The organism is Mycobacterium sp. HUMS_12744610 (genome assembly GCF_041206865.1).
Taxonomy (GTDB): Bacteria; Actinomycetota; Actinomycetes; order Mycobacteriales; family Mycobacteriaceae; genus Mycobacterium; species Mycobacterium servetii.
Genome location: NZ_JBGEDP010000001.1, coordinates 1844498 through 1857814 on the forward strand (window position 1 = coordinate 1844498; position 13317 = coordinate 1857814).

9 protein-coding genes are annotated in these 13317 nt (G+C 70.1%); 4 read left to right on the forward strand and 5 right to left on the reverse strand.

Annotated features, from left to right (window positions below; genetic code table 11):
* Positions 1 to 13 precede the first annotated feature (13 nt).
* Positions 14 to 532 carry a DUF3558 domain-containing protein gene (locus AB8998_RS09150; protein WP_369741487.1) on the forward strand — a complete coding sequence of 173 codons (519 nt, stop codon included), beginning with the start codon at positions 14 to 16 and terminating at the stop codon, positions 530 to 532.
* 181 nt (positions 533 to 713) lie between these two features.
* Here the strand turns inward: AB8998_RS09150 and AB8998_RS09155 are convergent, their stop codons facing one another.
* Positions 714 to 1166, reverse strand: coding sequence for a SixA phosphatase family protein (locus tag AB8998_RS09155; protein ID WP_369737597.1), 453 nt, complete (start codon positions 1164 to 1166; stop codon positions 714 to 716).
* A 1599-nt stretch (positions 1167 to 2765) separates the two neighbouring features.
* On the opposite strand from AB8998_RS09155, the gene AB8998_RS09160 reads away from it, so the two are divergent.
* From AB8998_RS09160 to AB8998_RS09170, 3 genes are all read left to right on the forward strand, one after another.
* On the forward strand, positions 2766 to 3911 hold the full coding sequence (locus AB8998_RS09160) for a metallophosphoesterase family protein (protein ID WP_369737598.1): 1146 nt from the start codon (positions 2766 to 2768) through the stop codon (positions 3909 to 3911).
* Positions 3908 to 6538 (forward strand): AAA family ATPase, encoded by a 2631-nt coding sequence (locus AB8998_RS09165; RefSeq protein ID WP_369737599.1) that lies wholly within the window; start codon positions 3908 to 3910, stop codon positions 6536 to 6538. The genes AB8998_RS09160 and AB8998_RS09165 overlap by 4 nt, the downstream gene beginning before the upstream one ends.
* Positions 6539 to 6620: 82 nt before the next feature.
* The gene (locus AB8998_RS09170) at positions 6621 to 7871 is read left to right on the forward strand and encodes an alpha/beta hydrolase (protein WP_369737600.1); all 1251 of its coding nucleotides are present in this window, start codon (positions 6621 to 6623) and stop codon (positions 7869 to 7871) included.
* Here AB8998_RS09170 and AB8998_RS09175 read toward each other — a convergent pair.
* Genes AB8998_RS09175 through AB8998_RS09190 form a run of 4 tightly spaced genes read right to left on the reverse strand, consistent with a single transcriptional unit; the run spans position 7858 to position 13220 of the window.
* Positions 7858 to 9531, reverse strand: a complete 1674-nt coding sequence (locus AB8998_RS09175; RefSeq protein WP_369737601.1) for an ABC transporter family substrate-binding protein — start codon at positions 9529 to 9531, stop codon at positions 7858 to 7860. The genes AB8998_RS09170 and AB8998_RS09175 overlap by 14 nt on opposite strands.
* Complete coding sequence (locus AB8998_RS09180) at positions 9524 to 11362, reverse strand: dipeptide ABC transporter ATP-binding protein (protein ID WP_369737602.1); 1839 nt, start codon at positions 11360 to 11362, stop codon at positions 9524 to 9526. Before AB8998_RS09180 ends, AB8998_RS09175 begins: the two co-directional genes overlap by 8 nt.
* Complete coding sequence (locus AB8998_RS09185; RefSeq protein WP_369737603.1) at positions 11359 to 12246, reverse strand: ABC transporter permease; 888 nt, start codon at positions 12244 to 12246, stop codon at positions 11359 to 11361. The genes AB8998_RS09180 and AB8998_RS09185 overlap by 4 nt, the downstream gene beginning before the upstream one ends.
* A complete protein-coding gene (locus AB8998_RS09190; RefSeq protein WP_369737604.1) occupies positions 12243 to 13220 on the reverse strand; it encodes an ABC transporter permease in 978 nt (325 codons plus the stop codon). Before AB8998_RS09190 ends, AB8998_RS09185 begins: the two co-directional genes overlap by 4 nt.
* Between the last annotated feature and the right edge of the window lie 97 nt (positions 13221 to 13317).

Consider the following 13317-nt stretch of genomic DNA (forward strand, 5'->3'; position numbering starts at 1 on the left):
GCGCGCCGCTGTGATGCTGGTCGTTGCCGCGTTGTTGGTGCTGACCGGTTGCTCGAGATCGGTCGGTGGCAACGCCGTCAAGGCCGGCTCGGGCGGGGTGCCGCGCAACAACAATTCCCAGCAGCAGTACCCGAACCTGCTCAAGGAATGTGAGGTGTTGACCACCGACATCCTGGCCAAGACGGTCGGCGCCGATCCCCTCGACATCCAGAGCACGTTCGTCGGCGCGATCTGCCGGTGGCAGGCGGCCAACCCGGCCGGCCTGATCGACATCACCAGGTTCTGGTTCGAGCAGGGCAGTCTGAGCAACGAGCGCAAGGTCGCCGACTTCCTGAAATACAAGGTCGAGAGCCGCAACATCGCAGGGATCGACTCGATCGTGATGCGCCCGGACGACCCCAACGGCGCGTGCGGGGTGGCCAGCGACGCGGCCGGGGTGGTCGGCTGGTGGATCAACCCCCAGGCGCCGGGCATCGACGCTTGCGGACAGGCCATCAAGCTCATGGAGCTGACGCTGGCCACCAACTCCTAACGCGGGGAATCGGGCAATCGGGCTCAGCGCGGCGACGATGCGGCCCGCGTGGCGGGGCGAGGAGGAGCTGCGCAATCGGGCTCAGCGCGGCGACGATGCGGCCCGCGTGGCGGGGCGAGGAGGAGCTGCGCAATCGGGCTCAGCGCGGAACCTCGAAACCGACCAGCGCGGCGGCGCCCGGCTACAGGTCCTCCCACCCGCAGGGTACGGCGAGCACGGCGATCGCCGACGTCGGGAACTTCGCTGCGATCCGCTCGGCGACGGTGCCGTCGGCACCGGCCAGCACGAGTGCCAGGCCGGACATCGTCGGCTCGTGGCCGACCACGAGCAGGGTCTTGACCTCGTCGCCCACCGTGTTGATCTCCTCGATGACGGTGCCGGGGGCGGCGCCGTAGAGGCGTTCGGCGTAACGCGTCGGGGCATTTATTCCGGTGCGTGCCAGGGTTTGCCGCGTGCGGGTCGACGTCGAGCACAGCACGGCGTCGACGGTGGTCACGTTGGCGCGCAGCCAATCACCGGCCAGTCCCGCCTCCCGGATGCCGCGCGGTGCCAGCGGCCGGTCGTGGTCGGCGACTCCGTCGGGGTAGTCGGATTTCGCGTGCCGCAGCAGCAGCAGGGTGCGAAGTACATTCACGCGACACACGCTACGCAACCCGGGACTGTCGACCGTGGGCACAGGGGGCGATCGGAGCGGCAGTTGGCGCTGCACCTCGCGGACAGGCTGCGGTCTGCGGACCTTGGCGCGAGCGGCGGCCGACCCGGTCTTCCCGCCGTATCGGCGCGCAATTATCCCAGCTTTTGCCGGCGTGGGCTTGGTGGTGGCCGGGATTCATAGGTTTCTCAAAGGCCGTTACCTCGGTTTCTCGTATCGGTAGTCCGGCCGGTTATGTCTTTCCTATGTGTTCGACCTCTGCGGTTGAACGTGGTGCGAACTTCAAAAATACTTGGGCACAGGTCCATTGGCTTGAGATAGTCGGACTTTTCTGAGGTAAGACACTCCGAAAGCATCGGTGCACTTCGTTTTTGCCGGTCGAGACTGGGAGTCCGCTTCGGAGAATGACGTCAGTGCCCTCGAGCTGGCCGCGGGGGCAACGACGCCTCCCGACTTAATGCGCTAGAAGATGCGTACAGCTTCGAACGGCGAAGTGGGCGAATAGCGTTCGGCATGCTGCTGGGTTGGTGGCAGGGCGGCGTTCGACGTCATCCCAGTGCTTCTGCCGGGCGGTTCCGGGTGGGCCGAACCTCGGATAGCGCGTGGGAGGCGTGGTGGATGATTGGTGAAAGCTGTTTCCGCAGAAGATATCCGGCACCAGGGCCTGCCGCCGGAGACGCGGTGATCAGGGCGCGGATCGATTTCGGTGTTAGACGGCGAACCTAACCGTGATACCATACCGGGGTATGGCTATATACCCAATGGGGGTATATGCACGGATGCGGCGGAGGGCGGCGGAAGGGGGCAGGCTGTGAAAGGCGATAATGCCGGCCAACGAGGATGGCTGCGAAGGAGTTGCGTCGGGGCGGCGACCGCGGCGATTCTGGTGGGCTTTGGGTGCGTTGCGCCGGGCTCCTCACCACGGGCTGTATCCGCTGTCGGACCCCCGGTGGGGGTGGCGGATCAGTACGGCAGCCCGAAAACGGCGGGTGCCGAACGTGGAGCCAGGCCAACGCGCTTTGACGCGGCGGGAGACAGCGATACCCCGGGCGTCACGGTCCGCGCCCGGCGGGGTGGGGATGGATCATTCGTATCAGCGCCTGCTGTCGGGGCCGGCGGGCCGGCTTTCGCGACTACGGTCCTGCGTGACGACCCGCGGGGCGCCGGTCTTTATGCGCAATCCGATCGTCTGTGCACCCGCATCGTTCCGCGCGTTTTCATCGTTCCGCGGAAGGGCGGATTCGGCGTCGTGCCGTCGCGGTCACGGATAACAGTCAGGTGTCCGCTCGATAGCGGGGGTGCTCCTGCGGGCACCGGACAGTTGCCCTGACGACACCGGGTCTGTTCGGAGGCCGTGGGGAGCGCTGAACGAGTCCTTCGGGCCGTGCGCCGGCTTGACGTGGAAGTCCACGCGGGAGCCCGATGGCAGCTGGTCGTATTCCAGTGAGGCTGTGATCACACGGTCATTCCGTGGGATCCCGGCTTCTCCGCGACCTGCCGGGCGGGATTCCCGTTCTTGTCGGTGGCCCGATTTAAGCTCGCGGTGCCCTGACAGCCACGATCCGAGAGGGGGTCGCCGGTATGCGATTCCTGCACACCGCCGACTGGCAGCTGGGCATGACCCGGCACTTTCTCGCCGGTGACGCCCAGCCGCGGTATTCGGCCGCGCGCCGCGACGCGGTGGCCGGCCTGGGCGCATTGGCGGCCGAGGTCGGCGCCGAGTTCGTCGTGGTGGCCGGTGACGTCTTCGAACACAACCAGCTCGCCCCCCAGGTGGTGAGCCAGTCGCTGGAAGCCATGCGCGCCATCGGAATCCCCGTCTACCTGCTGCCGGGCAACCACGATCCGCTGGACGCCTCGTCGGTGTACACCAGCGTGCTGTTCACCTCGGAATGCCCGGGCAACGTCAGGGTGCTCGACCGGGCAGGGGTGCACCAGGTCCGGCCCGGGCTGGAGATCGTGGCCGCGCCCTGGCGCTCGAAGGTCCCGACGACCGACCTGGTCGCCGACGTCCTGGACGGTCTGTCCCCGGGCACGACCACCCGGATCCTGCTAGCCCACGGTGGTGTCGACGAACTCGACCCCGATCCCGGCAAACCCTCGCTGATCCGGCTCGCCGGGCTCGAGGACGCGCTGGACCGGGGCGTCGTGCACTACGCGGCGCTGGGGGACAAGCATTCGCTGACCCGGGTTGGCGCCGGCGGCCGGGTCTGGTACTCCGGTTCCCCGGAGGTCACCAACTTCGACGACGTCGAATCCGACCCGGGGCATGTCCTGGTCGTCGACATCGACGACACATCGGGCGCCGTCTCGGTGACACCCCGAAACGTCGGTCGCTGGCGGTTCGTCACGCTGCGTCGCCAGGTCGACAACAGCCGCGACATCGCCGATCTCGACCTCAACCTCGACCTGATGCCGGCGAAGGACCGGACGGTGGTACGGCTGGCGCTGGCCGGTTCGCTGACCGTCACCGACCGCGCCGCGCTGGACGCGTGCCTGGACAAATACGCGCGGTTGTTCGCCTGGCTCGGGCTGTGGGACCGGCACACCGACCTGGCCGTGATCCCCGCCGATGGCGAGTTCACCGATCTGGGCATCGGCGGGTTCGCCGCCGCGGCCGTCGAGGAACTCGTGGCGACCGCGCGCGAGGGCGACACCGACACCGCCGTCGACGCCCAGGCGGCGCTGGCGCTGTTGCTGAGGCTGGTCGACCGGGGGGCGGCATGAAGCTGCACCGGCTGGTCCTGACGAACTACCGCGGCATCGCGCACCGGGACATCGCGTTTCCCGACCACGGTGTGGTCGTGGTGTGTGGCGCCAACGAGATTGGCAAGTCGTCGATGATCGAGGCGCTGGACCTGCTGCTGGAATGCCGGGACCGTTCGACGAAAAAGGAAGTCAAGCAGGTCAAGCCCACCAACAGCGACGTCGGCTCGGAGGTCAGCGCCGAGATCAGCTGCGGGCCTTATCGTTTCGTCTACCGCAAGCGGTTTCACAAGAAGTGCGAGACGGAGCTGGCGGTGCTGACGCCGCGCCGCGAGCAGCTGACCGGCGACGAAGCCCACGAGCGCGTCACGGCGATGCTGGCCGAGACGGTGGACGCCGATCTGTGGCGTGCCCAGCGGGTGCTGCAGAGCGCGTCGACCGCCGCGGTGAATCTGTCGGGCTGCGATGCGCTGTCGCGGGCGCTGGACGTCGCTGCCGCGCATTCGGGCGCCGACGCGGCGCTGTCGGGGACCGAGCCGCTCCTGGTCGAAAGGATCGACACCGAGTACGGCCGCTACTTCACCCCGACCGGGCGCCCCACCGGGGAGTGGGCCACCGCGATCTCCCGGCGGGACAAGGCCGAGGCCGCGGTCGCCGAATGCGCGGCGGCCGTCGCCGAGGTCGACGAGCGGGTGCGCCGCCACGCCGACCTGACCGAGCAGGTGGCCGAGTTGTCCCAGGAGCGGATGGCCGCCGGGCGGCGCCTGGCGGCCGCCCGGGACGCCGCCGACAGGGTAGCCGAACTCACCGGCCAGGCGCGCGAAGCCGGGCTGGTCGCGGCCGCGGCGGGCGCGACGCGCGACGCCGCGGCCGCCGCCCACGAGGGCCGCGTGCGGCTGCTCAGCGAAATCGCTTCTCGCACAGCAACTGTTAGCGCCGCCGAGGCGGCGGCGCGGGAGGCCGCCGAGGCGCAGGCGGTGGCGCGGGAGGCCGCCGGGGCGGCCGACGCCGCGGCCGAAGCCGCGACGCAATCCCTGCTGGACCTGCAACGCCGCGTCGACGCCGCCCGGCGCACGGTGGCGGGCCTCGCCGAGCGCGAGGAGGCCGACCGCCTGCGGGCCCGGCTGGCCAAGATCGAGGCCCTTCAGGCCGACCGCGACCGGACCTGCGCGCAACTGTCTGCGGTCGCGGTCACCGAGCAGGTGCTCGGACGGATCGAGGATGCCGCGGCCGCGGTCGATCGCATCGGTGCGCAGCTGACGCTGATCTCGGCGGCGGTCGAGTTCACCGCGGCCGCCGACGTCGAACTGTCCACCGGCGACCAACGGGTGTCGTTGTCGGCCGGTGAAACCTGGTCGATCACCGCCACCGGTCCCACCATTGTCGAGGTGCCCGGCGTGCTGAGCGCGCGGGTCACTCCCGGTGCGGCCGCGCTCGATTTGCGGGCCGAACATGCTGCGGCGCAACACGAGCTGTCCGCCGCGCTGGCCACCGGCGCGGTGGCGGACCTGGCCGGGGCGCGCTCGGAAGGCCGGCGTCGCCGCGAACTCGAGAGCGGCCGCGACCGGTTGAACGCCACGTTGGCCGGGCTGTGCGGCGACGACGATGTCGACCACCTGCGCGAGCGCCTGACACAGCTCTGTGCCGCCAGGCAAGACGGGGCCGTCCTCCTGGCCATCGATGCCGATGCCGCCCGTGCCGAACTCGACTCCGCCGAACGGGCCCGCGCGGCCGCGAACACCGCCTGCGAGACCGCCCGCGAGGCGGCGGCCGCCGCCCGCGCCCGGCTCAACGAATCGGTCATGCAGGCAACGGTTTTGCTGAACAAATCCGAAGCCCAGCGCGCGGAACTGGCCGCGGCCGCCGAGCGGCTGGCCCGGGAGCGAGCATCGTCCGGTGATGAGGACCTCGCCGCGGCGGCGCAGGCCACGCTGGTGGCGGCCCGGGCCGCCGAGCAGCGCGTGGCCGAGCTGGCCGAACAGCTGGCCGCGGCGGCCCCGGACGCGGTGGCCGCCGAACTGCAGGCAGCGACCGTCGAGGCCACATCCCTGCAGCAGCGCTACGAGGACGCCGCCCGCGCGCTGCGCGAGGTCGGCATCGAACTCTCGGTCATCGGCAACGAGGGCCGCAAGGGCAAACTCGACGCCGCCGAGACCGAACTCGAGCACGCCACGGACGAGTACGCCCGCATCGGCGGCCGGGCCCGCGCCGCGCAGTTGTTGCGCTCGGTGATGACGCGCCACCGCGAGAACACCCGGCTGCGCTACGTCGAGCCCTACCGGAGCGAACTGCAGCGGCTCGGTCGCCCCGTGTTCGGGCCGACCTTCGAGGTCGACATCGATCCTGACCTGCGCATCCGCAGCCGAACCCTCGACGGCGTCACGGTGCCCTACGAATCCCTGTCAGGCGGGGCCAAAGAGCAACTCGGCATTTTGGCACGGCTCGCTGGCGCCGCGCTGGTCGCCAAGGAGGACACCGTCCCGGTGGTGGTCGACGACGCCCTCGGGTTCACCGATCCCGACCGGCTGGCCACGATGGGGCAGGTGTTCGACACGGTGGGCGTGCACGGGCAGGTGATCGTGCTGACCTGCAGCCCCGGCCGCTACGACGGCGTCAAGGGGGCGCACCGCATCGACCTCAACGTCTAGCGGGGACCAAGCCCGGGCGGACCGGCGCACCGCGACCGCGGGCGCGCTCGGCAGAATGGGGGACCATGGTGGGCCGACACCGATGACCATGAACGCTAAGCGGCGCCGCACGCACGACAAGCTGGCCCGACTGCCCGGGGTGCGGCCGGTGCGCCGGCCGGTCTCGCCGGGCAGCGCCGAAGAGTTCGACCTCTACTACGTGCGCGCCGGCCGCAAGTCCACCCACCCGCTGGTGATCATCCCCGGAGGGCCGGGTGTGGCCTCGGTGCTGATGTACCAGGGCTTCCGGCGGCGCGCCGCCGCGGCCGGCCTCGACGTCATCATGATCGAGCACCGCGGGGTGGGCATGTCGCGCCACGACGACTCCGGCGCCGACCTCCCGCCCGAGGCGATTACCGTCGAGGAGGTCGTCGACGACGTCGCCGCCGTGCTCGAGGACGCTCACGTCGACTCGGCGGTCCTCTACGGGACCTCCTACGGCACCTACATCGCGGCCGGGGTCGGCGTCCGCCACCCCGGCCGGGTGCGGTCGATGATCCTGGATTCGCCGCTGCTGTCGCGCCACGACATCGCGATGGTTCGCGACGCGGTGCGCGGGCTGTTGCTTGCCGGCGACGGCCCGGAGTCCGCCGCGCTGGCGCCGAAGATGCGCAAGCTCGTCGACGCCGGGGTGATGACCGCGTCCGCCGGAGAGCTGGCCGCCTGGATGTACGGCTACGGCGGCCCCGCCCTGCTCGACCGCCAGCTCAACCTGTTGCTGGACGGGCGAACGCTGCTGTGGCACACACTGTCCCGCTCCACCAAGATACTCAACCGCAAGGTGCCGTACCGTTTCGAGGCCGATCTGGTCAGCCGCATCGCGTTCCGTGAACTCGACTACGCCGCCGAGCCCGACGGGCTGCCCCTCGACCCGGCCGTAGCGCTACGCGAAACACTTTCCCCGACAGCGGCTTTCGAAGCCGAACCATTCGACCTGGCGGCCGAGATGCCGAAGTTCGACTGGCCCACGGTTCTGCTTTCCGGTGGCCGCGACCTGGTCACACCGCCGGCGGTGGCCCGCCGGATCGCGTCGCTGATCCCCGGTGCCGTGTTGCTGACGCTGCCCACGATGGCGCACAGCGCACTGGACTTTCGCGAGCCCGCGGCCCTGGCCGTCATCGCCGCGGTGTGGGACGGTGCGCCATCCAGGCTGGTCGGCCAGGGCGCGCGGCTGGACGCGCTCCCGCCGCGCACCGGGGTGCGGCTGCTGTGGAAGGCGCTCGACGCGGCCGCGGCCGTGGAGGGCGCGCTGCCGTATCCGGCGCCGCTGCGCCGCCGGCTCAGGACCGCATGAAACCGATTGCAGTGTAATCCAGGTCGGCCAGCCCCGCCGCGCCGAAATTGGCCAGGGTGCTGCGCACCGCCACGTCGCCCGGGGACTGGGTCAACGGCAGGCTGAATCCCTCGGCCCAGATGAGCCTGTCGAGGTCGTTGGCCAGCGCCCGCGCCTTGGCGGGCTCGAGTTCTTCGAGCGTGCGCTCGATCGCGGCGTCGATCTGCGGGCTCCCGATCTTGCCGAAGTTGCTCGCCCCGTCGGACTGGTAGATCTGGGTCAGCGACGACAGGGGGAACGCGTCGCCGAGCCAGCCGAACTGCGCGATGTCGAAGTCCCCGACGTTGACGTAGTTGCTGAAGAAGCCGCTGCCGGAGCGGGCCACCAGGTCGAGCTTGACCCCGATCTGGGCCAGGCTGTGCTGGGCGATCTGGGCAAACGCCCGCGAACCCTGCGCGTCGTAGAACAGGTCGCGGATCACCAGCGGGTGGCCGTCCTTCTCGCGGAACTGGCCGTTGAGCTTCCAGCCCAGCGCGTCGAGTTCCCGGCGCGCCGCGGCCGGGTCGTAGGGGACGATGGCGCTGTTGTCCTGGTAGCCCTCCTGGCCCGCGACGTAGATGTGATTGCCCAGTGCCACCGGGTCGGTGGTGAGTCCGTACTGGACGACCTTGGCGATGGTCTGCCGGTCGATGCCCTTGGACACCGCCAGCCGCAGCGCCTTGTCGGCCAGGATCGATCCGCGAGCGCCGTTGAAGGTGAAGTGCGACCAGCTCGGGGCGGGTGCACGACGGATCGAGATGCCCTTGGTGTGCTGCGCGATCGCCAGCTGGTCCACCGTCCCGATGCCGGTGGCGTCGATCGTGTTGTTCTGCAGGGCGGGCAACCGCGCGGCGTCGTCGAGCACCAGATAGGTGATGGCGTCCAGCCGTGGCCGCGGCCCCCACCATTTGGGGTTGCGGGTCAACACGATTCGCTGCGTGGTCCGGTCCAGGACCGAGACGATGAACGGGCCCGCCGACGGGCCGGGTCCGGACAGCTGCCCCTTGTTGAAGGACTCGGGTGTGGCGGTCATGCTGGCGGGCAGCAGCATGCCGTTGCCGGCGAACATGCCGCGCCACTCGGCGTAGGGCTTGGCGAAGGTCATGATCGCCTGTCGGTCGTCCACCCCGCGGGTCACCGAGGCGACACGGTCCGCGCCGCTGGGCCCGGCGATCTCGAACGCCTTGTCGGCGCCGGACAGGGCGTGGATCTGGCTGGCGATGTCGCGCCAGGTGACCGGTGTGCCGTCGGACCACACCGCGCGCGGGTTGATCGTGTAGGTGACCACCTGTGGCGAGGTCCCGGTGAGTTCGACGCTGGTGAAGTAGTTGGTGTCGACGGTCGTCGAGCCGTCCGGGCCGATGACGAACGCCCGCGGCAGCGTGGCCTTCATCATGGCGGCGATCTCGGCCGAATTGCCGTCGATGTGCAGGATGTTGAAGTTGGGCGGGAAGTCGCTGAGCGCCAGCTTCAGGTTGCCGCCGTCGCGCAGCATGGCGGGATCCTGCGGGTTGACGTCGCTGCTCGAGCCGATCCGGGCTTTCGTGCCGGTCTCGGGCGCCAGGTTGATCGCCGAGCAGCCCGAGACCACCAGCGCGGCGACGAGCAGCACCGCCGCGATCAGCGCGCGCCGGCTAGCCACGCTTACTCGGCTTCGGTTGCGGCACCGCAGCGAGCAGCCGGCGCGTGTACTCGTGCTGCGGGTTGCCGAAGACCGCCACGCTGTCGCCCTGTTCGACGATCGTGCCGGCATGCATCACGACCACGTCGTGGGCCAGGTGTTTGACCACCGAAAGATCGTGGGAGACGAACAGATACGACAAGCCGAACCGCTCCTGCAGGTCGAGCAGCAGGTTGATGATCCCCGCCTGGATGGAGACGTCGAGGGCCGATACCGGTTCGTCGAGCGCCAGGATCTTGGGCTGCAACGCCAGCGCCCGGGCGATGCCGATGCGCTGCTTCTGCCCGCCGGAGAACTCGGCGGGGTAGCGGGTCGCGTCCGCGCGGCGCAGTCCCACTATGCCCAAGAGCTCGGCGACCCGGGCGTTGGTGTCGTCTTTGCCGAAACCGTTGGCCCGTAACGGCTCGGCGATCAGCTCGAACACAGGGAGCCGCGGGTCCAGCGAGGCGACCGGGTCCTGGAACACGACCTGGATGTCGCGGCGCAGTGCCCGGCGGCTCGCGGGGCTCAGCGCGGCGACGTCACTGCCGAGCACCTCGATCGACCCCGATTGCGGGGCAACCAGTTCCAGGATCTCGTGCAACGTGGTCGACTTGCCCGAACCGGACTCGCCGACGATGCCCAGCGTGCGCCCCTGGCGCAGCTCGAAGCTGACCCCGTCGACGGCGCGCACCTCGCCGATCGTGCGGCGCAGCACCACGCCCTTGGTCAGCGGGTAGGTCTTGACCAGGTCTCGGACCCGCACGACGACCGCCGAGTCGCCGGGTTCTGCAGCGCGGGATGCGGTCTCGACCCCGTAGATCTCCGCGGCGCTGCGCCCGTCGACCTGTTCGGTGCGAATGCAGGCCGCCCGGTGCTCAGGCCCGACTGGCACCAGATCCGGCTCTGCAGAACGGCATTCGTCAATAGCCAGCGGGCAGCGCGGCGCGAACGGGCAGCCCGGCTCCAGGCCGACGAGTGACGGGGGAGTCCCGGGGATGGGCACCAGCCGGGTGCCCTGCGCGGCGTCGAGCCGCGGCACCGAACCTAACAATCCAACGGTGTAAGGCATTTGACGGTCGAGGTAGAGGTCGCGCACCCCGGCGGACTCGACGACCCGGCCCGCGTACATCACCAGCGCCCGGTCGGCGAACTCGGCGACCACGCCGAGGTCGTGGGTGATGATCAGCACCCCGGCGCCGGTGACGTCGCGTGCCTTCTTGAGCACGTCGAGGATCTGCGCCTGCACCGTGACATCCAGCGCAGTGGTGGGCTCGTCGCAGATCAGCAGGTCGGGATCGTTGGCGATCGCGATGGCGATCACCACCCGTTGCCGCTCGCCACCGGAGAGCTCGTGCGGGAAGGCGCGGGTGCGTCGCTCCGGCTGCGCGATGCCAACCAGCTCGAGCAGTTCGGTCGCGCGCCGGCGGGCGGCCCCGCGACCGACCCGCGGCTGGTGGATCTCGATCGCCTCGGCGATCTGGTCGCCCACCGTGTAGACGGGCGTCAGCGCGGACATCGGGTCCTGGAACACCATACCGACCGACTTGCCGCGGAACCGCGACATCGCCCCGTCGGCCAGGCCCAGCAGTTCGGTGCCCTGCAACCGGACCGAGCCGCGCACCCGGGCGTACTCGGGCAGCAGCCCGACGACGGCCATCGCGGCCACGGACTTGCCCGAGCCCGACTCGCCCACCATGGCCACGACCTCGCCCGGATCGATGCGGTAGCTGATGCCGCGCACCGCGGTCACCGGCCCGCCGTCGGTCGGGAAGGTGACGGCCAGGTCGCTCACCTCCAGCAGCGGGCTCACCGCGCGCCGCCCCGCAACGTCGCGCTGCCGGGGTCCAGCGCGTCACGCAGACCGTCGCCGGTGAGGTTGGCGCACATCAGGATCAGCACCAGCACCCCGGCCGGGAACAGGAAGACCCACGGGAACGTGGTCGCGGACGGGGTGCCGTTGGCGATCAAACTGCCCAGCGAGACGTCCGGCGGCTGGATGCCGAAACCGAGGTAGCTCAGGCCGGTTTCGGCCAGAATGGCCGAGGCGACGTTGAGCGCGGCGTCGATGATCAGGATGGACGCCACGTTGGGCACCACGTGGCGCAGGATGATCCGGCGGCTCGACACCCCCATGTACCGTGCCGCCCTGATGAATTCGCGCTCACGCAGGCTCAGCGTCATGCCGCGCACCATCCGCGAGCTGACCATCCAGCCGAAGCCGGCCAGCAGCAGCACCAGCATCAGGATGCTGGCCGAGTTCTTGGTTCGCGGGGTGACGATGGCGATCAGGATGAAGGCCGGCACCACCAGCAGCAGGTCGACCACCCACATCAGCACCCGGTCCCGCCAGCCGCCGAAATAGCCCGCGACCGAACCCACGGTGGCGGCGATCCCGGTGGAGATGAACGCCACGCAGACGCCGATCAGCATCGACTTCTGCATGCCGCGCACGATCTGGGCCAGCAGGTCCTGGCCCATCGCGTTGGTGCCCAGCCAGTGCCGGGTGTTGGGCGGCTGCAGCAGCGCGTTGAAGTCGAGGTCCTGATACGAATACGGCAGCAGCGGCGGCAGCGTGTAGCAGCCGACGAACAGCAGCGCCAGCAGCGTCAGGCAGACCACCGCGCCCCGGTTGCGGGCGAACCGCCGCAGCACCAGGGTGCGCTGCGAGGTGAACTTCGCGGCCTCGGAAGTCACGACACCCGCACCCTCGGGTCCAGCGCCGCGTAGAAGACGTCGGAGAGCAGCCCGGCCAGCAACACCACGGTGCCGGAGAACAGGGTGATGGCGGCGATGATGTTGGTGTCCTGGGTCGCGATGCCCTGCACCAGCCACTCGCCCATCCCGTGCCAGCCGAAGATCTTCTCGACGAACACCGCCCCCGTGACCAACCCGGCGACGCCGTAGGCGAACAGCGTGGCCAGCGGGATCAGCGCGGTGCGCAGCCCGTGTTTGACCAGGGCGCGCCGGCGGGTGAGCCCCTTGGCGCGGGCGGTGCGGATGAAATCCTGGCCCAGCACGTCCAGCATCGCGTTGCGCTGATACCGGCTGTATCCCGCCGCGGCGCCCAGCGCCAGCGTCAGCGACGGCAGGATCAGGTGCCGCAGGCGGTCGAGCAGGTGCGCCCAGGTTCCGCCCCGCACCCCGGGCGAGGTCTCCCCGGTGTAGTCGAACAGGTGCATGTCCAGCGCCCAGTTGACCCGCAGCGCCCCGAGGATCAGCAGGTTGGCGATGACGAAGGTCGGGGTGCTCAGCACCAGCAGTGCCATCGCGGTCACGACTCGGTCGCTGAGCCGGTACTGGCGGATGGCGCCCCACGCGCCGGCCACCACGCCCAACGCGGTGCCCACCACCGAGCCGATGACCAGCAGGCGCAGCGTGACGCCGACGCGGCGCCACAGCGTGGAGCCGACGGGCTGGCCGGTGATGGTGGTTCCGAAGTCACCCCGCACCGCGTGGGAGGCCCAGTCGGCGTAGCGGATCGGGACCGGCTTGTCCAGGCCGAGGGCGTGGGCCTTGGCGTCGATGACCGCCTGCGGCGGCCGGGGGTTGCGCTGCAGCAGGCTGTCCAGCGGCCGGAACGCGTACGACGTGAGGCAGTAGGTGAGGAAGGACGCCAGCGCCAGCAGCACGACATAGTTGAGCAACCGGCGCGCCAGGAAGCGGATCATGCCCGACTGGCCCGCCCGTGTCGCATGGGGACAGGTTATCGACCGGGGGGCGCGGCGGTGTGACGGCGGCGGCCAGAAGCCCGGATTGTTACGATGC

Bases quoted from the DNA above. Each gene is read 5' to 3' on its own strand.
- AB8998_RS09150 (WP_369741487.1), top strand. From the start codon at position 14: ATGCTGGTCGTTGCCGCGTTGTTGGTGCTGACCGGTTGCTCGAGATCG.
- AB8998_RS09165 (WP_369737599.1), top strand. From the start codon at position 3,908: ATGAAGCTGCACCGGCTGGTCCTGACGAACTACCGCGGCATCGCGCAC.
- AB8998_RS09170 (WP_369737600.1), top strand. From the start codon at position 6,621: ATGACCATGAACGCTAAGCGGCGCCGCACGCACGACAAGCTGGCCCGA.
- AB8998_RS09160 (WP_369737598.1), top strand. From the start codon at position 2,766: ATGCGATTCCTGCACACCGCCGACTGGCAGCTGGGCATGACCCGGCAC.
- AB8998_RS09190 (WP_369737604.1), bottom strand. From the start codon at position 13,220: ATGATCCGCTTCCTGGCGCGCCGGTTGCTCAACTATGTCGTGCTGCTG.